The sequence below is a fragment of the Candidatus Fukatsuia symbiotica genome (assembly GCF_003122425.1).
GTDB lineage: Bacteria > Pseudomonadota > Gammaproteobacteria > Enterobacterales > Enterobacteriaceae > Fukatsuia > Fukatsuia symbiotica.
The window spans coordinates 382,583-403,189 of sequence record NZ_CP021659.1; the positions used below are offsets into that span (position 1 = coordinate 382,583).

The following is a 20,607-nucleotide window of genomic DNA, read 5'->3' on the forward strand; positions in this document are numbered from 1 at the left end:
GGAAAATAAATTAGGCGTATTGACCAGGAGGCACAGCATGTGAAGCTGGTTTTATTCCTGACGTGTTCCCTTTGGGCCAAGGGTAAACATTTCTTCCACTATTTTGGCGATTTTCAATTTGTGGACTAGAGCTTTCAGATTTTTTAACATCTTTTGCTTGACCATTACATCCAACACCATGTTGTTCGTGGAAACATTTATGAGAACGATGTCCGTTTTTTATATAGAATTCTGCTGCAGCGGCATGATCAACCATATATGGAAATTCTGAGGATCCCTTTTCCAACTGTGAAGGTGCTTTTTCTTGGGACATAGCTAAATGAGCAGTCTCTTGCGGAATGTTTGCAACATTAGGTATCTTAGAGGTGTTTTGCAAACTTCTCTTTTCGAGTACTGTTTGTTTTGTAGAGTATCCACTACTACTAGCTTGCTCTGAGCTAATTTTAGGTTTGGCTGTAAGTAGTGAAAAAGGCAAGTTATAAGCTCTTATCATCACCCTTTTCAGTTTTTCTTTGGAGGATGACTTTTTTTCATCATGACTGACTTCTATCTCAACACCGCCTGAAGATAAACGAGTCTTAGCACTGCTTTCAACACTTCTTTTTTCTGTAGTCTACGAGCTAGAAGAACCTACTATTTCGCTAGCTGAACCGGTTTTCATAATCTTATTCCTCTAATATCTTGTCGTTTATGTGGGATGGGAGGGTTATCCATATAGGTACGCCAACCCTCGGTCACTTCTAGCAGTGATTCCAATACTTTTTTAATGTCCTTATTTTCATCGTCAATGACCTGAGCAACCAGTGATCGGCTCTCTGGATCAAACGCCAGGGTACATCCTTGAGTCGATTTCCAATACAGATTGGCCGCCAGTAATTTAGCGAAAAAATCAGCTTCAGTATTTTCCGGCAATTCAGCGATATAAATTGTCATCACCAAGCGGTCATCAATCGTTTGAAAATTAATCGGGATACCATCGAAAGTAACGATGCAACAGCCTTCTTCATCAAACACTAAGCTGGGTAGTTGTAATACATCTTTAAGATAATCAAGTCTGCTTTCGGGGTTCATTGTTAACCATTAATGCCATCATAAATTAATAGGCAGTAGATAATGTGTAGCCAAAATGCCAGAAGATGAAAGAGGCAATATTTATCTTTATTTTCTAGCACTAATGGATGCTAAGAATTAATAACATTCAGTGTTTATTTAGCGCTCATTTTTTTACCGATTGTAATGACGGAGATGAGTAAAATCTGCATGGTTGTCAACTCCTTGACGGCTAACTGGAGGGTATGACCGTTTGGGGTTATTGGTTACACATCCAGGAGGTGCCTCTTCTTCCCGAGTACAGTGTTTAGTGCTTAAAGGCATAGAAGCGGTTTCATTTTTAGCCTTAAAAATAACTACTTTCTTCTCTTCTGTACCAACTTGCTGACTTCCTCTTTCAGAAGTAGACAGCAAGGGTAGTAGAGCCTGAGCCTGACTTCCCACTAAGGCACGACAACTAGCATATTCACTGTGTGATAATTCTTCTTCCATCTTGAAAGGTTGTATTGCTAATGTTTTTAGACTTTTTCTTTGATTTTCTAGAAGGACATAAATTGTAGCGGGGGATCGATGAAATGTTGGTGCCTGGCGAATAATATTAGACGAAACTTGAGCAGTATCACGATGTGCTGTTCTACTCACACTAAGTAAATTTGCCACACCGTTATGCCCAAATGCATGACGCCATTTTTTCTCTCTTGCAAAGTCTAACAGAGAAAAAGAACGATCAGTGGACCCCTTTCTTAAGGATATCCGAGAGCTTTGAAACTTTGGAGTGTCTTGATGAGATTGGGGGTGAGTAACTTCAGAGGAAACAGGTGCTACCACGGTTCGTTCCTTTAATGCTTTGTTGGTCGTTAAACATCCATTAGCGTCGTGCAATAAAATGAGCTAATAGCTTAATGTATAAAAAACACATTCATCGTTTCTGTACGTATCAAATCGTCTTATTTATCGTCAAAAAGTATTTTATACTCTACTTTAATTTGCTAGGATAATTATTTATTTTTTAATGATAATTATTATGAATAGATAATAGAATAATAATATATATTAAAATAGGTTAATACTAAATTTTAAAAAATTTTTTCCCATGCTTGTTGCTTAAGGCTAGTATCGCTACTGCCAGCCTTAATGGTTCCACGGTGTAACAGCTGACCGATGGGGATCCCCATAAGTGGTCGTAACTAGCAACCAATCTACCTGTTTCAGCCAAGATGCCTACGCGACACACATGGTCATAAATTCCATGTGTTGAATGTCGGTGAAGGGCTGCTTGTTAATCGAATAGTTAATCAAGGTCAGTTTGTGAGTGGTAATAATAAACACATTTCGCAGTTGACCCGCTGTGGTGGCAAGTTTTTTTCTTCTACTGTCCATTCCTTGCCGTTCCATTTATATCAGCTCTAACGGTAACAGTTGACAATCAAGATGGTAGCTTATTACATTAATCTAGTGATGGATCACTATGCAAATGAGGGATAACTTACTAATATGGAACCTATTATGAAACTAAAGAAAATGTCTTATCTTGCCATCGTACTTTTCGCTCTCACCAATACTGCATTTGCAACTACATCCGAGGAACTTGCTCAACAACGTCAGGAAGTCGTTAAAAAATACGTTAATGGTTTGGGAGCAGCAAAGTATCAAGAAATCGCTACAATTTTTACTAAAGAGTCCGTCGTTTTCTCAACAGGTAAAGGTAAATTCAACGCCCAAGAATTCTTTAAAGATTTTTTACCAAAGGTTCGTTCTGCTAGTACTAAATTTAAGCAATATTTCATCAACACAGAGGATACTGATCGTGTTGCAGCCAGATTTTATTTAGCTTTTACTTTGAAAGAAGGTGATGGAGAGAGGCATGAAGGTGAGTATATGGATGAGTTTGTATTTGAAAAAAATTCAGATAAATTATTAGCAGTTTATATGTTTGAGAATCTTAAAGCATATAATCAGCTCAAATGACGAAAAGGCGACTTACGTAAAAGTAAGCCCCTATAAATAGTGATGTTACATATACTCATTTGACCAGAAGATACTGGTTTTTGTGTTTAGAATAATACTATAAATTTTTCATAAAAATTATAATTTCACATATTATTTAGTAATCTAATTTTTCCAGTGTTTCGAATGATAATGAATACATACAGCACCTACTATAGGTTTAGGGAATATTTAAGGACTTATTTTTCCCGTCAGTAGGGAAGGCTAAATACAGTCGTATGTATTCCATGCTTATCTTGACGAACGATACTCTATATCAGACCATCTTTATTTTCGCAATTTGTGTGGTTATTTGTCATCTGTTTTTATATAAAATTTTAGATGACAGAAAACGTCATCTTACATACGGTAAAATTCATAGGCGGGTAGTTATTTTAATCAGGCTATTTTGATACTGGCTGCGTTTTTCATGGTGTAGATATCACCGCTTGCCGTCCAGTTGAACATTCTAAGCTTACCCCTTGTAGATTGTAATCTTAAACCAATTAATACCTCCCCTTCACCTGCCGGGAGGGTGATATCAATATCTTCGTTGACAGCGTTAACATATTCTCCTAATAGCCCCGACCCGGCTTTCCCAAGGTATTGCACATCCATGCCATCACGGGTTATCGTTGCTCTGACCCAATCAGGTGATACGCTCAAGGCTATCCCTTTCTCTTTTCTCCCTAATAGCAACACTCTTCGTGGTGAGGCTGTTTTTTTTATATAAAACAAAGGGAATATTACAGATTGGCTATCGGGAATGCTGCCTTTTTTTGTTTTAAAAAAATTAGGAGACATGTCCAGAATATCCCCTTCTATTTTATCCGCAGACACTGTCCCTTTAAACCAGCCATCGGTGGCATATATCGTCCCTCTGAAGGTGGCATCGTTAAACTCAGCGTGTCCGGCTTTCTCTATTTTCCATCCTGAACGGCCTGCTGCCCAGTTGGTCGACTGGAGAGGCCCACCAATTTTTGTATTAGTGATGGCGGCCTCTTTTATTTTAGCCGTGTCAATGGTCGCATCTTGAATAAAGCCTTCGCGTATAAAGACTTGATTATTTTTTACCGCAAAGGGTGAGAACTTTTTGCCGTTCTGACCGCTTAACAGAATAAAATTATCCGCATTAAAGCCTATTTGTGATTTCACACTGCCACCCTGGGTTTCCACACCCACCACCATACCCGCATCATAATATTTGCCCTGATGATGAATGCCCGCTTTGATGCTGTACAGGGCATTGCCGCCTGATGAGGTAAATTGTGTTGTGGCTTTGGTTTCAATGACGGCGTCGTTGTCACGGAATCGTGCAGTAATCATGTTTTGATATTCCGCTAGCGCCTGGGTTGCCAGGGTTTGAGCACGCTGAGTCTGGCTTATCGCCGTTTCATTTTTGCCAAATCGGGCGGCTATCCGGTTTTGATAGTCAGCCAGGGCCTGGGTCGCTGTGGCGTGCGCGGTGTGGATGTCGGTTATCAGTGCGTCATTTTTGTCAAAGCGAGCAGTCATATCCAGGCGGTAAAGGCTGAATGCCTGGTGGGTATCGGATTGCGCCTGTCTGACCGCTAGAACATCAGCATTGGCACGGTCAAATTGCGTGTCCATTTCCTCTTTGTAGGTGATAAATGCGGTATCCAGATGGGTAGCGGTCTTTTGCACATCTTGCGTTTGTAATTGGCTTATTTTGAAGCGTGATTTAAGTCCCTGATTATACCGTTGTAATGTTTTATCTTGTCGCTCTAGCCTCTCATTCACCTGCAGCAGCGTTTCTTCTACCCGGTCTTTGACCTCCTTTTGGAGTGTGATACGGCTGTGTTCCTGTTTTCTTTCATTGGCCTGGCTGGTTTTTATGAGGGTATCGAGTTGAGAGGTCAGTCTTTTACCGGCCTGCGTGGTCATAATATCATCACGGATGTGATCGAGCACCATCTCCGCATCGTCACTCGATGCCCCCTGCACCCACGGTGTCCAGGCGCCTTGATTGCCCAGTCGATCGACCAGACGGGCACGAAAGTAAAAGGTTCTCCCCGCAGCCAGACCCTGCATCGTGTAATGACGCTGCGGGTAGGCAATGTCAATCAGTGGCTTCTGATGGGCGTCATGAGCAAAACGGCTGCATTCCACCTCGGTTTTTAAGGTATCTTCGGCGCCCGCAGGAAAGGCCCAATTGAGCGTGATGCCAAACACAATTGGTGTGGTGGTCAAGCCAACCGGTTGGGGTGGTGGATTTTCTTTCCCCTGGAGAGGGATTTCTGGCGTCGTGACCCACAGGCTGGTGCTACCCGTCGCGTTAATGGCTCTCACTCTGGCCTGATAGCACCCAGCATAACTGTTGGGCACCTCAAAGCCGCAAGTCAATACCCGCAGTAGCGGCGTCCAGTTGCCCTTATCCCGCCGCCATTGGGCGTCGTAAGCGGTCGCACCGCTGGCTGCCTGCCAATTAACCTGTAAAGTGGTGACGGCTAAACCTTGAGCAATCACCGCATGGCTGGTCAACGTGATGTGTGTCGGAGGGGGTTGAAGGGTCAACGGAATCACACTGATAGGCCGCTCGTCGAGGCGCGTGCCGCTGTCGATACGTTCATATTTATCGGGGTCATGTTGGACAGCATTAATGCGATAAGTGTTGTCGTTATTGTCCTCGATACGGGTCACCCGGTAGTGCTGAAGGGCTACGTCATCGGCCTCCACCGACCAAATCGCCTCCGGTTGCGGCGTTTCACTGTAAGCCACACTGACGGTGATAAGTTGACCGTTAACCGCGTGGACGGTTCGAGCCTGAGCTGTGCCACTGGGCAGATTAACCAGCAGCCGATCGCCGGGTTTGACGTCAGCGGGTCTCTCTAAGGTGATGTCGCAGCCGACGGCATGACGAAGTCGCCCCCCACTTTTTCTTCCTGATAACATTTCATCGGCAACCGCAATGATGTGCCCTGGTAACGGAATAGCGCCATCCAAGCCGACATCAAAGGTCACCAAGCGGTCTTTGGCATTAGTCAACAGCGCCCAACGACCCCGCCGGTGAGCTTCTGTCTGACGGACACAGCCGATTGCCGTGGTACTCAGTTGATTGATGCCATAGCGTCGCACCAAGGCTTCATCCGAGACCGCTTCAAGGGTACCCTGATAGCTGTTAGCCGGGTCGCTCCAGCTGACCATTGCCGTACTGTAACGGCTTTTTTCTGAGCTACTCGAGTAGGAAAAACGTCCGTCGATGACATTGGCACGGGTGTACAGGTAATCTCGGTCACGGGGCATGTCGGCCAGGGCACAGAGTTGATTATTCGCCCAGTACGTCATGCCACGAAATATCGCCGCCAAATCACGTAATACGGTAAAAGCCTCGGCCTGCGATTGGATGTAAACATCACACAGAAAGCGCGGTTCGGTCCCGTTACCCCCTTTGCCATCGGGGACGAATTGGTCACAGTATTGCGCGATGCGATACAGCTCCCATTTATCCACCTGTGCAGCGGTTAACCGATGGCCGAGACCGAAGCGGTCGGCGAGCAAAATATCATAGAACACCCAGGCCGGATTATTGCTGTACGCCCATTTGAAAGTGCCATCCCACGTGCCCTTATACGTCCTCGTTGCGGGGTCGTAGGTCGTGGGCACCCGTATTGTACGCATCTTGGGCTCACAGGCAATCACGGGAATGTGCTGAAACTGGCTGGCATCAAATTCGATATACAGCAGAGCGGTGTTGGGATAACGCAACTTGGCATCAATGATTTCGGCCAATGCCTCAATGTGCATGTTATCGGCGAGTCGGTTACTGGTGCTGTTCGGTGTCAGACGACGGACACGGAGTTGCCAACCGGTTTTCGCGTCAGGCAAGTTAATACGGTGTGAACGCTGATACCCTGTACTGGTTTTGCCCTCCACTGTGGTCTTGAGGACAGTATGGTAAGCCCCGCCATCGGTCGCCATCTCTATCTCATACTCAACGCGAGTGCCGTTAACATCGCCGTTATCAGTCTGACGTTGCAGCGCCGGCCAGCTAAATCGAATACGCAGCGCAGATAACTGGGTGTTGCTGATAGCCCGCACCCACGGGGTGTCGGCCTTTAACTCGGTGTTGACCGTAACTTCATTTTCAACGTTCGGCATCCCGGTAATGTAGTCTTGCGATGGGGTGCCGGGGCGGTAGTCCCAGGTGACACCGGTAAAATTAGCGCTGCCGTCTGCATTATTAAGCGGGGTGCCATCCAAATAAATACGGGTGCCGTCTAATTCGCCCGCAAATTCCCCTTCACCCAGGGCCAATAATATTTTAGCTTTGGCGGTAGAATGCAGGCTGTCCGGGGATTCTGTGGGCGTAGGTGGCCGCTGGCTACCGCCTTTGTTTCCTGTGATGACCATAGTTTACCCATAAAAAAAGATCGCCTTGGCGACCTGGATTGTGTTCGCTGCTTTGTTATTTTTACATCTGGTCTTCCGCGTAAATGCCCGCAGAAATCACTGCACCCCCGATACGCCGCTTGCCGTAGCCAATCGGTACCGGATTGCCTTGTGCGGTGGAATTCACGGGCCCCCCGAAGGCGTAGCTCGGCTTGTTATCAGGGTCCTCACGGCGTGATAACCCACTTTGTTGTGGGGATAGCATCTGAATCACCCCGCCGACCATCATGGAAATGCCAACAGGGGCCAAAAATTGAGCGCCGGGGATAAATGACGCCGCCACTAACATCGCACCGATAATGGTTTGAAACACGCCACCCCGTTTGCTGCCGATAATCACCGGGGCAATGCGAATATCCTGGCTGCCGTGGGCGCTGGCTAATTCTTCTCTGCTAATATTGTGCTGGCCGTTAAATACTGCAAAGGTCAGGCCTTGTGCTTGACTGCGTAACATAAATTGCTCAAACCCAGGCAGGATAACCGACAGCGCTTTTATCGCTTCTCTGGGGGTCTCGACCGCGAGTTGATGCACACGGCCAAACAGGTGCCCGAGTTTTCCGTACAGGCGGATTGTTCGTAACGTTTGGTGGAGTGCAGCCATGGTATTGGCTCCCGAAAAATAAAAAAGGCTGCAGGGGCAGCCAGAAGGGTTTCTTGTTCAAAGTTAAGATGATATTAAAGTCGGGCACAGCTTGAATTATTCAGCAGAAGAATACTGAGTAATTTTTGCTAATGTCGCTAACATTGTTTGCGGAAGACTCATTTTATCATTAGCCCTGACACCACATCATTGTGAATACTCAAACACGCAACTGGCAGGATCGGAATCGACACATGACCACCGATTTAATTGTTTGTTCTCTTTCCAATGATTGCTATCTTTATTTACGGTTGATTTGACAGGACTTGAAACCAACAATCGCAAGTCTTTGTTATCATACCCAGCAGAACTATAGACACATACGAATGGAGCAACTTTTTTATCAATAAGAATAATGGCTTCTTTGAAATTGAGCTCCGGCCTTGAATTATCTAAATTTTCTTTACGTTGTCGTGCGCTTGTCCAACCAAGTCCCTCAGGAGGGTAGGTTGCTGTATAAGTGCACTCCTTATCATTACATTGCTTGGTTATCTGTGAGGATGGTGGACAACTGCCGTCTATTGCCCATGAGCTGGTAACACTCATGTACGACACGATCATAAAAAGAGCATGACTAACTTTCATAATTTTCAATTTATTAACCTCATAATATCCACTTTACCACACAAGCAATCCCATTCAGGGATCATCAAGTGACCAAATTAATACAGATTAAAAAAATAATGAAGCCCTTGTAGTTCTACTGGGCTGTGAACCTTATCATCAAAAAATAAAATAACTTTATCAAGATGAGGTCCGGGGCTACAGCTCTATCGCAGCAGTAATAACAATGCAATGTTATTCATTGCTAATGAAGATGAAATTTTGCCATTTCGGACTACTAACGTAGAAAAAAATAAATAAACTGTCCATTTCAAAAAACGTTATGAGAGATCATTTTTTACAGTAATTAGTTCAGTTGTGTCGCATTCAAAGACTCGTGTAAGCTTGGTGTGTATGCAGCGCTATTTTCGGACAACATTAGTTCCCATTTGAATGGTGAAATCGTATTCTCTATGCAAGTTGACATATTGCCAACTCAAGGTGGTACCGTTACGGATATCATTCAGCCTGGCAATATTCTCTTTGTTTGGAGGTTAGATCACACTGACGCACCATTATCAAAAAATGGTATTCAAACTACAGTGACGATTTGTTTACGCTTTCATGCCTAAGATTGCTGATTGGCGTTTAAATGTTATGTCGATCTGACGTTTTTCGCTACAGGACCTTTTGCGCCCTCCTCTACGTCATACTCTACTATCTGACCTTCGTTAAGTATCTTGAAACCATCAGTAACAATATCTGCAGAACAGACCAATGCATCATGACTACCATCACCAGGAGTAATAAAACCAAAGCCCTTCTTTTCGTCGAACCACTTAACACTACCTTTCATAAAAATCACCTCTAGTTTATAAACAGGGGAATATTAGACAAAAAAGCACAGTGATTGTCATAATCTAGCAAATGAGCTTGTGATATAAAATCACCTCAAATTGATTCTACTCGCCATTTCTCGTCCACTGTATTATCAATTTAAAAAATGATAGCACCCTTTTTTGTTATTGATTAACAGTAGCGCGTCGAATGGGAGCACACGTTTTAATTAACAAAAGGTATTTTTGTGATATTTGGTATTTGTTCAGGCACCGACATTACTGAAGAAATGAAGTTAAAGACCCATCAAGTCTGTTTATTGAATGACGTCAGATAAAGAAGACACTATCCAGTTGATGTGACGTTTCTCTATAGAAGGAGAGATATTCACTGCTTCAATGGCGCGGTGAATACAATCATTTTTTAATTTGTCTTTATTAACTGTACATCTTCTCATAATAACCTCTTATGTCTGACCATTTTCACCGTACGCTCTTGCCAATAGCCGCCGTAAGGCACGCGTTGGCTGGGTTTGCCATACAGGTGATGCAATAACATGCCGTCTGCCAGCAAAATCCCCGCATGATTGGCAACCGGTGCGGATACCTGCATCATCACTACATCACCTGGCTGGTATTCTCCGCTAAATTCACGAAATCCACAGGCATACCAATTATCCAGATAATAATTTTCCTTACCGGACTCCCACCAAGGGTACGCTACCCGATAATCGTTCAGTTCAATGCCATGCGTCTGGCGAAAATAAGACAATATCAATCCCCAACAATCGGTATGCCCAAGGACAAATTCACGCCCTACCAGTGGTAGCTCACCCCGTGGCTGAATGGTGCGCACATCGCCTTCGGGCCAGCTGACGATATACCAGGGCAGTTGGGTATGGTCACATTGTGCCCTGTCCAATTCCGATGGCTGACTAGTTGCATCGGGATGACTGTGCACTATCGCGGTGACGGTGCCCCAATTTTCGGCATCCATGTAGCCTTGAGGATCGAGATGAAACTGCTCTGTTGGTTTGGCTGCTAAATTGTTGCAAGGGAAATAACGCTCTTGTCGTGATTGCTGCGCGATGACACCACAACACTCAAAGGGATAAGCGGCAGCCGCATGAGCCAGCATCGCCTGTAGCGTTCTTTTACGCATCATCATCTCTTTATCAGTGCTGAGCCTGGAAACCCGCCAAAAGGTAACGGATTATGTTTGCCGAAACGTTTTTTACATTCCACTAACCGGCCAGTGCATCTGTCTTTGGTCAGATCATCGGTGGGGTTGCCCTGCTCATCAAAATACTGGCTACCCGCATAATCACAGCCGCTGCCGCTGCGGTAGTCACCACGCATCGCCCAGGTGCACAGCGAATGGATTTGCCGTGTAGGAATTAACAAGCCTTGCAAATCCGCCGGGCTGGAGAGGGTAAACTCAACCATCTCGCTGGTTTCCATGGATTTACTGTCAATGGTGTAGACTTGGACTTTTTCTTGTGTCGGATCGGCTTCGGGATTGCCTTCTAGAAAATTACGCGCATCCAGATAGTGTTTGAAGGTGTCGTTAATAATAACTTTAGCTTGTACCATGTCGTCAAATTTCAAGCACAGGGCAGTAATGCTGCCATCGAGGTTGGCAACGGTTAATCTGGGTTGCGCTTGTTGTCCATCACTGGCGGTTTCCAGTCCTTCTATCTGTACGGGCCAGGGAGCATATTCCTTACCTTGCCACCAGATGGATTTTGCGTTGAGCTTGGTTTCATCAGCTGCAGCGGTGGTCAGTTCTTCCGGTGTATGGGCTAAGGTATCCGCGTGGAAGCGCAAAATATCGGCATTAAATTGTGTGCCATCGACTTCGAACAGACGAATGCGATTGCCTGGCAACAGACGTTGCAGGTCGGTATGGATTGCCATGATGTTACTCGCTATTTAAGGCTGGAAGGCTTGCTCAAAGATAAAGCTGATGGACAGGATATTACCTCCCAACGGAGTGACCCGGATAGAATCGGTTGCCACGCGGTAGAGGCCCAGCACCCCATAGGGTGGTGTCCACAAGCAAGGTTGTATGCAGTGTTGGCGAACAAAGGTGAGTAACGGCAGCATGTCTGTTTCGGTGCCCTGAAAGGTTAGCGGCCAAGATTGGCTTTCGGGATTGATTCCGTCGCCCGCAACCTGTTTGTAGCCATCACCGAACTGCGCCACCCTGACGCGATGTAAAAAACTGCCCTCCGGGGTACCCTGAGTACGCCAGGTGAAGGTATCGATTGCCATAATTGTATCCTGATTATTTAATCACCCCCGCCCGTGCATCGCCATCCATAAAGGCGTACCGGGCTTGCTGAGCTGTTCACTGATAGTCGTGGTAATCGCTGTTTTGATTTGTTTTCGCAGGGCGGCGCTATCCTGTGTGCTTGGGCTGGATTGCTGTCCCATCCCTTGATTCAAAATATTAATATCCCCCACGTTGATTGCTACCGCTGTAGCTTTCCCTTGCCTCCCCAATGAAGGGGGCACGGTGATTTTGTTTGGCGATGACTGACCGGGCCCCCTTCCGCATAACCGCGCATCAGATATAAGGCTTCATAGGCCTGAATCTTGCTCTGAAAATCTTTTCGAGCTTGGACGTCGATTTTGGGATGATAAAATGTTTTTTTTATAGCTAAACCCGGCTCGTTTTAACGCATCGCAAATCCCTCGAGCACTGACACCTATACGTTGAGCGCGTTCGTATTGAGACGCATCAGATATAAGGGCGCAAACAAACTCTCCGGTGACATCCCAATGATCAGTTGGGGATCATCAACCTTTGAAAGTTAATAATCAAGATATAAGGGTAAGTTTCCACATCAAGGAGCAACGCTGCACGGTTTATTTTGGTCGCCGGTTTATCACGAGTCAGGCAAGGGTCGATACGTTTAGCCCAGCGCATTAGGCGCGCTATCCCTACACAAAAACATGACGCTGTTTCAGCATAAGTGAGCTTTTCTTGCTTTTTAATGGCCAATACATGTTGGCGGAATTTTAATGGATAAGTCATTCTTAAATGATACATCAATTTATAATGCCTATGCTATATCATCAAGCCTGTGCCATTGTTCACGTAGGGTCTCTACTATGGCTGTAGCCGTATAAATTGATTCAAAATAAAGGGTCAGAAAAGAGAGTGTCGATATCGCATTGTCGTTTCCTACGAAGGGCTTTAGCCTGAGCCCATTTGTGCTCAATCGGGTTGAGGTCAGGAGAATACGTCGGGAGATATTCCAGAATAAAACCAGATTTTTGTATAGTAGACTGGATATCCTGGCGTTTGTGAAAGCTCACATTATCCATCACGATAACAGCCCCTTGAGGGATTTTTGGCAGTCAGTCTTGGGTTACCCACGCATGAAAAATATCGCTATTGATATTGTATTCAAAGGCACAAACGGTGGTTAATTTTCCGTTAAGCTGAGCGCCAATGACATTGGTACGTGCTTTAGCGTGCCAATCATGTTGACCGTAACACCGCTTACCTTTAGCTCAATAGCCGTAGAGGCGGGGCATGTCATGAGCAAAACCGCTTTCATCAACGTAAATAATAGGGGTCTCGCTGGCTTCATAGGCCTGGATCTTGATCTGAAAATCTTCTCGGGATTGGGCGTTGGCTTTTGGATGATAAAATGTTTTTTTTATAGCTAAACCCTGCCCGTTTCAACGCATGGCAGATACCTCTAGCGCTCACTCCCATACGTTGGGCTCGCTCGTATTGAGACGCGTCAGGGTAGGTTTCCACATCAAGAATCAACGCCGCTCGAGCTATTTTATTTACTGGCGGGTTTATCACGTGTCAGACAAGGTTCTATTCGTTTAGCCCAGCGCATCAGACTTGCGGTCCCAATACAAAAACGTGTGGCCGTTTGGGCATATGTAAGCTTTTCTTGCTCTTTAATAGCCAATACATGTTGGCGAAATTTTAATGGATAAGTCATCTTGAAATTATACATCAATTTATACAGCCTACGCTATATTGCTACCCCCCATCTTGACTACAACAGCCTGCTAGCTGCCTGGGACATCAATGACGCCCTGATGGGCGGCACCTTATGCCTGCGCCAACAGGGTGAAACCTATTTACCGCGCTGGACGAATGAAGATAAACACAGCTATCAGCAACGTCTCTCCGTCGCCACGCTGCTGCCGGCTTACGAGGAAACTCTCAAAAATAACTTAGGTCGTGTCTTTTCAGAACCGACCCAATTGAGTGAGTCCACCCCCGCCGTGATGGTCGAGTACTGCCAGGATATGGATTTGCTGGGCAACCGGCTGGATGTTTGGGCGCAAGCGTATTTCAGCTTGGCGCTGCAATACGGCGTGGCGCATGCACTGGTTGACTATCCCCGTGTGGAAACATTGAAAACCCGTGCCGAGGAAAAAGCCCGTGGCGCCCGTCCCTATGCGGTGTTGATTAACCCCCGTCAGGTCATCGGCTGGCAATCCAGCCACCAGGGAGGGCCGGTCCAGCTGACAGAATTGCGAATTAGAGAAGAGATTGTCGTCGAGACCGCCCCTTACCGCCAACAGAAAATCGCGCAAATCCGCAAGTTGACGCCCGGTCGGGTTGAACTCTACCGTAAAATCAGGCAAGCCGACGGCACTGACCGCTGGGCACTGCACGACAGCTGGGCCACCTCTTGCCCGCGTATTCCGCTGGTCACGTTGTACAGCAAACGCACCGGTTTTATGTGTGGCGCCCCGCCGCTATTGAATCTGGCGTTACTCAATATCAAACACTGGCAAAGTCAGAGTGAGCAAGACAATATTTTGCATGTGGCCCGGGTGCCCATCCTCAATGTGTTTGGTCTTGAAGCCGGCGAAAAGTTGACCATTGGTGCCTCAAGCGCGACACACTTTACTGACCGCACCAAACAGGGCAGTGCGTACACCGAACATTCGGGCGCCGCCGTAGGAGCAGGCAAAGAGGCACTGACGGATTTGGTCGAGCAGATGCGTCAAGCCGGTGGCAAGCTGTTGCGCAGTCAAAACAGTAGCACCAAGACCCTCGACCAAGTGAGCGAAGAGCGCCTACAAGAACAATCCCCGCTCTACACCCTGTCTAACTCGCTAGAAGATGCCCTCGATACCCTGTTGCAACTGATGGCAGACTGGTCAGGCGAAAAAGACGGCGGCAAGGTGAACATTCGCACCGAGCTTGAAACCACCCAGCAAGCCTTCAATGCCCCGGCCGCCCTGGCGATACAGGCACTGCGGCAAGGCGGGGATATTCGTCAGGTGGATGCCATCCGCGCCTTACAGGCACTGAACCTTATTGATGCCGATGCCAACCCGGAAACCCTGTGTGATGAACTTAACAATTTGCCACCGGATTTGCTGTAACGCCCGCGTGGCATCGTGAGGTAACGCGCAGGCTGTATAAAAACACCCCGTTATCCTCATGCCATCAAACCGGTTTTTCTATTAAGGGGTTACCATGTCCACTGTCAACCAGCGGCTGCGTGATGAAGCCCTTGCACACAGTCTGTTTCAATCCCGCTACGCCCACGGTGTGGCTAAAGAAAAGGTGGCGATACTCAATCAATATGATGCTGAACTAACCGCCCGACTTTTCGGGAAATTGGAGAAGGTTAATCCGCAACACATCGAAGTCAAACAGTTAGCCCGCTTGTTAGCCTGTGTCCAAGAGGTGAATCAGCAGGCAATGAGTACCCTGTATTTATCGCTCAGCGAGGAATTGCTAGCCTTTGCCGAGCACGAAGCGGGTTATCACTGCCGTCTTGTTGATAAGCTGCTGCCTGATGTGGTGCTACACCGCTATCCCTTAGCGATTATCACCGCAGAACAGGTTTACGCGGCAGCGATGGCGCAGCCCTTTCAAGGGCGTTTACTGCGCGACTGGGTCAGTCATCTGGAAAGCGATCGCTTTCAGCGTATCAACAACGCGGTAAAAAACGGGTTTCTCTTGGGTGATACCATCGAGCAAATTACACGCAAAGTACGCGGGAGCAGGGCAAAACAGTATCAAGATGGGGTACTGGACATCAGTCGCAAAAATCTCACCAGTGTGGTCAAAACCGCTGTTAACCATGTTTCAGCGGTAGCACGGGATAAATTTGCTGAAAATAACGCCGCAATGATAGACAGAAAACAGTGGCTCAGTACGCTGGATAACAAAACCTCATCACCCTGTGTTATCCGTGACCGTTTGTGCTACACCCTAGCCGGCCAGCCACTCGGCCACAAAATCCCCTATCTGCAAGGACCGGGACGCCTGCACTTTTGCTGTCGCTCAACGGAGACACTGGTCATCAAATCCTGGCGCGCCCTGGGCATTGACTTAGATGAGCTGGACCCGGGCACACGCGCCAGCCTGGACGGGCAAGTGCCTGCGGATACCACCTATGCTGACTGGTTACAGCAACAACCCTACGCACGGCAAGTCCAAGTCCTGGGTAAAACCCGCGCTAAAATGCTGCGAGAGGAGGGACGGCGTCCCGATGACTTTTTCAGCGACAAAGGGGAATGGCTCACCTTGGAACAGCTGCGCGAAACCCTCCATATAGAGTAAAAAATCAACATGTCAGCACAACTTAACATGTTCTCTCATCACGTAAAGTAGCAAAAACTGGACATTTTAAAATAGCGTTGATAACCAACTTTACACAGGCCACCCCAGGGTGACTTTTTTTATGAACAGCTGTGAGCGGAGGCGCCACAGCGCCCGGGTCGGATGACCGGTTAACCCAGCCTGCGGGCGGAGACAATAGCAATGAAATTACACCTCGATACAGAAGGAAAAGCGGTACTGGAAAACGGCATGCCGGTGTATTTGCATGAGGACGGCAAAGCGATCCCCTTTGATGCGGTGGCAGCCTTGAACAAAATTAGCGCCCTCAATGGGGAAGCCAAAAGCCACCGTGAGGCCAAGGAAGCACTCGAAGCCAAGCTCAAGGCGTTTGCGGGCATTGACGACCCGGCGAAAGCCCGTGAAGCACTGCAAACGCTCACCCACATCGATCAAAAGAAATTAATCGAGGCCGGTGCGGTCGACCAGGTGAAAGCACAAATCACCCAAGCCTTTCAAACTCAGCTTGACGAGGCCAGCAGCAAAAATAAAACCCTGGAAGCCCAGTTGTATCAAGAGATGATTGGCGGACGTTTCAGCAGTTCGGCGTTTATCCAGGATAACCTGGCTATTCCGGCGGATTTGGTGCAAGCGCGGTTCGGTCACGCATTCAGCATTGACGCGGGCAAGGTGGTTGCCACGGATGCGGCAGGCAACAAGGTGTTCTCACGCCGTCAGCCCGGGGAAATCGCGGAGTTTGAGGAAGCCTTAGAATACCTCATCGAACAGTATCCGCACAAAGACCACATTCTGAAAGCCTCCGGCCACCGTGGCGGCGGCTCGCAGCCCACACCCCAGCAGCACGGACACAAAACACTCAAACGCAGCGCCTTTGATGCCTTGGACATCGGCAGCAAACAGGCCGCACTCAAAGACGGTATCTATCGTTGAGGGTATGAGGTTAGACTGGAAGTCTCAACATAAAAAGCTTTCAGACAGGTTTAGCAAAGGTATGGCGGAAATCACCATACCTACGAAGGGTGGTACTCAAAATATGATCTGCCTCGCTCTTAGAAAGCTTGCTGCATGGCTCAACACCATCAGCCCGAACAAAGTTAAGCCAGAAATCCGTGATAAGGTTATTCAGTATCAGGAAGAATGTGACGATGTTTTGTACGAGTACTGGACGAAAGGAGAGGTTAAAAACCAACGCACTCGTTCTAAGTCCCCTGAACTGCTTAGTGGCGACGATATTAGCAGTCTCTCAGAATTAGTGTGTTGCATGAGCAACGGATTTTGGTTTAAACAGGCATGGAGTAACGGTATTTGGCATGCATTACGTTAGGTAACAGGGGCACCTTCCCCACAACGGTTTGAGGTGCAACAAATTCCCTTGCTCGCAGAAGAATGTTGCCGTATTTATGCACTCACCAATCAGCTTAAAAAGGCTATTTTCGAAGCAGAAAAACAAATAATCAAACGGGTACTCCGCCACGGCGAAAATGAAAATGTCGTATTGTATGAAATGAAGCAACTGCTTGATGCTGTAATACAAGAAGAGAACACGACATTTGCTGAAACATTGGAAAAGTGGCAACAGCTCGATATTAACAAATTTCTCCAGCGTGATTATAACCGTATCGCTAATCATTGATTTACTGATCTCCCCCTGTGAATGCACAGGGGTATTTTTACGAGGTTCCAGATGTACCGCTAGGTATTAGCGAAAACAATATACAAACAAAGTTGCACGGAAAGGAGTACCACCTTTCAAGCCATTTGTTCCGAATGCAACAACCATTGCTGCAATGGAAGAAGCCCGTACTGGCAAGTTAGAAACAGTGACAATTGAGGAAATTCGAGCTGTCATCAATGCGGACAATTAAACAAACTGGACAATTCAAACGAGACTTAAGACGTGAATCTAAAGGACGTTATAGGGCGACGTTAGAGGCAGATTTAATGCCAGTCTTGATCTCTTTGGCAAATGATTCTCCGCTAGAATCTTGGAATAAAGACCATTTGTTAACTAAAACCGGAAGGGTCACCGTGATTGTCATATTAAGCCTGATTTGGTATTAATCTATCAAAAATCTGATGCCGATACTTTACGCCTTGTACACCTTGGTTCACATTCAGAATTAGGATTTTAAAAGTGCTTGACTGGGGCTCCAACCCCCATAAGATTGTGCTAAAATGCCGCAGATGGTGTGCGTACACGAATTTTAATGTTAAAAGCCTCGGTTAACAGCTGGGGCTTTTTGCGTTGATTCGTTTATAAAAATGACTATTAGCCTCATAAGAATTCCTAGCCAAACTCCAAAATATTTATTTTATATACACAATAAAAAGTAGAAAAATGAATATATTAGATACAATTGGATAAAAAATGTCACATTTAGCCTTGTTATCTCTACACTAAAGGGTACCGTGTACTCAAGACGGCCTCGGCTTGTTATATCCGTTGTCGGTGCCTAAGTAGACTTGCCTGAAATATGAGGGGGCTGTGATGGATAAAGTTAATCCTCGGAAAAAGAAAGCAAATTCTCAGAGAGTGACTGTAAAATCTTTCGACTCACTTTTTTCGTTTATGGACGCAAGCGATGAGCCTTGGAATGTAAAAGATACTGAGTCGCGGCATGTATACGCCAATGAGGCGGCGTTCGACTTTTTGGACCTTCCTATTGGATATGATATTGAAGGTCGATTAGATGATGAATGTCCCGCACCTTGGGCGGAGTTTGCACCAGAATTCCAAAAACAAGACCGTGAGACCGAAAGCAAAGGAAAGAGCGTAGCGATAATTTCGACGCAATTTTATACACGAGCACAAAAACTTCTATCCTACTTCGTTCCAAAATACCCGGTTTATAATGAATCTCAGGAATGTATTGGGACAATCTATACTGCGAGTAAACTTGATTATCTCTGCCTTTCACAAGGTCTCAATAATCGTGTTCCATCTACGTTAGTATTAGATCCGCCTACAGATCTGTTTACGAAACCTGAACTTAAAGTCATGTTCTATGCATTACAGTCCATGAATGCTGAGGAAATAGGCAGAAAATTAGATCACCCTCAGCAAGCAATAAAAGATAATTTGCGAAGAATATACAAGAAAGCTAAAGTCAATTCGTCAGCGATGTTTAAAGAATTTTGTTGCGCAGAAGGTTTTGACCGATATATGCCGCCTGAGCTGATAAAACCCGAGGTACAGTTTATCTCGCTCTAGCCCTACCCCGCCAAATTCAAGGATGAAAGATGAACAAGGATCAGTTGATCGGCGACGATTACGCCGTGGGTCGTGTCCCGCTCACTGCACGTTCAAGCTTTTTCAGTGTTGCCTTGGTACGTATTGGTATGACAACCTCGTTGTCTCAATTTATGTTGGGCGCGTTGTTAGGTCACTCCATGACGGTTGAACAAGCGTTTCTTGCTACTTTTTTCGGTAGTGTCATCCTTGAGTTCATTAGCCTGGGGCTAGGGTTAGCGGGTTCTCGCGAGGGATTATCGACGAGTCTTTTAGCACGCTGGTGTGGGTTTGGGCGTTTCGGGTCGGTGTTAATCGGAATACTGCTTACTATCAGTCTGGTGGGCTGGTTCGGTGTACAAAATGCCGTTTTTGCTCATAGTCTGGATTATGCGTTAGGGGGACGATTGGGGTTTACCTGGTCTGCTGTGCTGGCAGGAGGTGCGCTCACGGTATTGGTTGCCTTTGGGTTTCGCGCCTTAAGTTGGGCAGCAAAAATAACAGTGCCCCTTTTCTTTCTGGTAATAGGCTGGATTTCATTCGGTATTTTGCAGGAACACACACTCTCTCATCTTGTTACCCGTCTTCCTATGGGAGCACCGATGACACTCGGGGCCGGTGCCACTATTGTTGCCGGTGGCTATATGGTAGGGGCCCTTATCACCCCCGATATTAGTCGCTTCTGCCAAAACGGTCGGCATGTATTTTGGATGACTTTGATTTCTATCATTGTTGGAGAATTTATTGTCAACGGCATTGCCATATTGGTTGCTCGTGCACTCAATACCGCCGATGTCGTCACTATCATGACCCAAAGCGCGGGCTGGATAGGCTTGTTGACCGTTATTCTTGCGACGACCAAGAACAACGATGCCTGTTTGTATTCTTCATCACTTTCCTTAGCAAACGTTGTGGAAGGTGTCACCTGTAGGAAATTGAGTCGTACAAAGCTGACGATAATATTAGGTGTGATCGGCACCCTGCTATCAATGCTGGGAATTTTAGAGCGTTTTACGGGTTTCCTTATTCTACTCGGCGTTGTTTTTCCGCCTATTGCAGGCGTGATGCTGGTGGACTATTACATTTTACGTACCAGCCGTCACTTACTTGATGTAACACGCCAGAGACAGACGTTACCAGAATCAACACAATTAATGGGCTGGCCTGCTGTTGCTGCTTGTATTCTGGGCGCCATCGGGGAATGACTATCGAACTCGGTATTCCGTCATTCAATTCGCTGATTATCGCCTGTGTCGTCTACGGTATTCTGGTTAAAGTCAGTGCGTTATTGAAAAAATAACAGCGTATTCCTCGGGGACGTGCAAAGGGA

25 protein-coding genes and 3 pseudogenes are annotated in these 20,607 nt (G+C 46.4%); 10 read left to right on the forward strand and 18 right to left on the reverse strand.

Going from position 1 to position 20,607, the window contains the following annotated elements:
- Nucleotides 1-10 precede the first annotated feature (10 nt).
- The 4 genes from CCS41_RS01810 to CCS41_RS15495 all read right to left on the reverse strand — a co-directional run bounded on the left by CCS41_RS01810 (nt 11) and on the right by CCS41_RS15495 (nt 2,445).
- The gene (locus CCS41_RS01810; RefSeq protein WP_162859950.1) at nt 11-493 is read right to left on the reverse strand and encodes a hypothetical protein; all 483 of its coding nucleotides are present in this window, start codon (nt 491-493) and stop codon (nt 11-13) included.
- Between the two features lie 164 nt (nt 494-657).
- Complete coding sequence (locus tag CCS41_RS01815) at nt 658-1,071, reverse strand: type III secretion system chaperone (RefSeq protein WP_119797086.1); 414 nt, start codon at nt 1,069-1,071, stop codon at nt 658-660.
- A gap of 153 nt (nt 1,072-1,224) precedes the next feature.
- Nucleotides 1,225-1,878, reverse strand: a complete 654-nt coding sequence (locus tag CCS41_RS01820; protein WP_119797087.1) for a hypothetical protein — start codon at nt 1,876-1,878, stop codon at nt 1,225-1,227.
- Nucleotides 1,879-2,271: 393 nt separating this feature from the next.
- On the reverse strand, nt 2,272-2,445 hold the full coding sequence (locus CCS41_RS15495) for a hypothetical protein (protein ID WP_162859951.1): 174 nt from the start codon (nt 2,443-2,445) through the stop codon (nt 2,272-2,274).
- Between the two features lie 111 nt (nt 2,446-2,556).
- Between CCS41_RS15495 and CCS41_RS01825 the strand changes: the two genes are divergently transcribed.
- Nucleotides 2,557-3,018 carry a hypothetical protein gene (locus CCS41_RS01825; RefSeq protein WP_119797088.1) on the forward strand — a complete coding sequence of 154 codons (462 nt, stop codon included), beginning with the start codon at nt 2,557-2,559 and terminating at the stop codon, nt 3,016-3,018.
- A 417-nt stretch (nt 3,019-3,435) separates the two neighbouring features.
- Here the strand turns inward: CCS41_RS01825 and CCS41_RS17350 are convergent, their stop codons facing one another.
- The 14 genes and pseudogenes from CCS41_RS17350 to CCS41_RS16255 form a co-directional block, all read right to left on the reverse strand.
- A complete protein-coding gene (locus CCS41_RS17350; RefSeq protein WP_323586429.1) occupies nt 3,436-4,647 on the reverse strand; it encodes a phage tail tip fiber protein in 1,212 nt (403 codons plus the stop codon).
- A 225-nt stretch (nt 4,648-4,872) separates the two neighbouring features.
- Nucleotides 4,873-7,407, reverse strand: a pseudogene (locus CCS41_RS17355) (TipJ family phage tail tip protein); the annotation flags it as partial.
- Between the two features lie 61 nt (nt 7,408-7,468).
- On the reverse strand, nt 7,469-8,047 hold the full coding sequence (locus tag CCS41_RS01835) for a tail assembly protein (RefSeq protein ID WP_072551150.1): 579 nt from the start codon (nt 8,045-8,047) through the stop codon (nt 7,469-7,471).
- A gap of 186 nt (nt 8,048-8,233) precedes the next feature.
- Entirely contained in the window at nt 8,234-8,680 is a 447-nt protein-coding gene (locus tag CCS41_RS01840) for a DUF3757 domain-containing protein (RefSeq protein WP_162859952.1), read from the reverse strand.
- 604 nt (nt 8,681-9,284) lie between these two features.
- The gene (locus CCS41_RS01845; protein ID WP_072551152.1) at nt 9,285-9,485 is read right to left on the reverse strand and encodes a cold-shock protein; all 201 of its coding nucleotides are present in this window, start codon (nt 9,483-9,485) and stop codon (nt 9,285-9,287) included.
- Between the two features lie 297 nt (nt 9,486-9,782).
- Complete coding sequence (locus CCS41_RS15500) at nt 9,783-9,923, reverse strand: hypothetical protein (protein WP_162859953.1); 141 nt, start codon at nt 9,921-9,923, stop codon at nt 9,783-9,785.
- Complete coding sequence (locus CCS41_RS01850) at nt 9,920-10,627, reverse strand: C40 family peptidase (protein ID WP_072551153.1); 708 nt, start codon at nt 10,625-10,627, stop codon at nt 9,920-9,922. Before CCS41_RS01850 ends, CCS41_RS15500 begins: the two co-directional genes overlap by 4 nt.
- A gap of 2 nt (nt 10,628-10,629) precedes the next feature.
- A complete protein-coding gene (locus CCS41_RS01855; RefSeq protein WP_072551154.1) occupies nt 10,630-11,382 on the reverse strand; it encodes a phage minor tail protein L in 753 nt (250 codons plus the stop codon).
- A gap of 15 nt (nt 11,383-11,397) precedes the next feature.
- Complete coding sequence (locus CCS41_RS01860; protein ID WP_072551155.1) at nt 11,398-11,739, reverse strand: phage tail protein; 342 nt, start codon at nt 11,737-11,739, stop codon at nt 11,398-11,400.
- 21 nt (nt 11,740-11,760) lie between these two features.
- Nucleotides 11,761-11,982 (reverse strand): hypothetical protein, encoded by a 222-nt coding sequence (locus CCS41_RS01865; protein WP_119797090.1) that lies wholly within the window; start codon nt 11,980-11,982, stop codon nt 11,761-11,763.
- 271 nt (nt 11,983-12,253) lie between these two features.
- The gene (locus CCS41_RS16240) at nt 12,254-12,505 is read right to left on the reverse strand and encodes an IS630 transposase-related protein (RefSeq protein WP_240313795.1); all 252 of its coding nucleotides are present in this window, start codon (nt 12,503-12,505) and stop codon (nt 12,254-12,256) included.
- A 101-nt stretch (nt 12,506-12,606) separates the two neighbouring features.
- Nucleotides 12,607-12,798: a transposase gene (locus CCS41_RS17515; protein WP_240313880.1), complete on the reverse strand. Its 192-nt coding sequence runs from the start codon at nt 12,796-12,798 to the stop codon at nt 12,607-12,609.
- Nucleotides 12,799-13,063: 265 nt separating this feature from the next.
- Nucleotides 13,064-13,291, reverse strand: coding sequence for an IS630 transposase-related protein (locus CCS41_RS16250; RefSeq protein ID WP_240313796.1), 228 nt, complete (start codon nt 13,289-13,291; stop codon nt 13,064-13,066).
- Nucleotides 13,269-13,436 (reverse strand): transposase, encoded by a 168-nt coding sequence (locus CCS41_RS16255; protein WP_240313797.1) that lies wholly within the window; start codon nt 13,434-13,436, stop codon nt 13,269-13,271. The genes CCS41_RS16250 and CCS41_RS16255 overlap by 23 nt, the downstream gene beginning before the upstream one ends.
- Before the next feature lies 1 nt (nt 13,437).
- Here CCS41_RS16255 and CCS41_RS01885 point away from each other — a divergent pair, with 1 nt between their 5' ends.
- The 9 genes and pseudogenes from CCS41_RS01885 (at nt 13,438) to CCS41_RS01930 (ending at nt 20,577) form a co-directional block, all read left to right on the forward strand.
- Nucleotides 13,438-14,841 (forward strand): DUF4055 domain-containing protein, encoded by a 1,404-nt coding sequence (locus CCS41_RS01885; RefSeq protein WP_240313798.1) that lies wholly within the window; start codon nt 13,438-13,440, stop codon nt 14,839-14,841.
- Nucleotides 14,842-14,935: 94 nt separating this feature from the next.
- On the forward strand, nt 14,936-16,030 hold the full coding sequence (locus CCS41_RS01890; protein ID WP_119797091.1) for a hypothetical protein: 1,095 nt from the start codon (nt 14,936-14,938) through the stop codon (nt 16,028-16,030).
- 201 nt (nt 16,031-16,231) lie between these two features.
- Nucleotides 16,232-16,978 (forward strand): DUF6651 domain-containing protein, encoded by a 747-nt coding sequence (locus CCS41_RS01895; protein WP_119797092.1) that lies wholly within the window; start codon nt 16,232-16,234, stop codon nt 16,976-16,978.
- A pseudogene (locus CCS41_RS01900) lies at nt 16,923-17,241 on the forward strand (phage antirepressor N-terminal domain-containing protein); the annotation flags it as partial. The gene CCS41_RS01895 and the pseudogene CCS41_RS01900, both read left to right, overlap by 56 nt.
- Before the next feature lie 164 nt (nt 17,242-17,405).
- Nucleotides 17,406-17,681, forward strand: a complete 276-nt coding sequence (locus CCS41_RS01905; RefSeq protein ID WP_119797094.1) for a hypothetical protein — start codon at nt 17,406-17,408, stop codon at nt 17,679-17,681.
- A 218-nt stretch (nt 17,682-17,899) separates the two neighbouring features.
- A complete protein-coding gene (locus tag CCS41_RS01915) occupies nt 17,900-18,109 on the forward strand; it encodes a type II toxin-antitoxin system YafQ family toxin (RefSeq protein WP_119797095.1) in 210 nt (69 codons plus the stop codon).
- Nucleotides 18,100-18,180 carry a hypothetical protein gene (locus tag CCS41_RS17885; RefSeq protein WP_425286347.1) on the forward strand — a complete coding sequence of 27 codons (81 nt, stop codon included), beginning with the start codon at nt 18,100-18,102 and terminating at the stop codon, nt 18,178-18,180. The genes CCS41_RS01915 and CCS41_RS17885 overlap by 10 nt, the downstream gene beginning before the upstream one ends.
- A 356-nt stretch (nt 18,181-18,536) precedes the next feature.
- Nucleotides 18,537-19,259: a helix-turn-helix transcriptional regulator gene (locus tag CCS41_RS01925; RefSeq protein ID WP_240313799.1), complete on the forward strand. Its 723-nt coding sequence runs from the start codon at nt 18,537-18,539 to the stop codon at nt 19,257-19,259.
- A gap of 29 nt (nt 19,260-19,288) precedes the next feature.
- Nucleotides 19,289-20,577, forward strand: a pseudogene (locus CCS41_RS01930) (cytosine permease).
- Nucleotides 20,578-20,607: the final 30 nt, after the last annotated feature.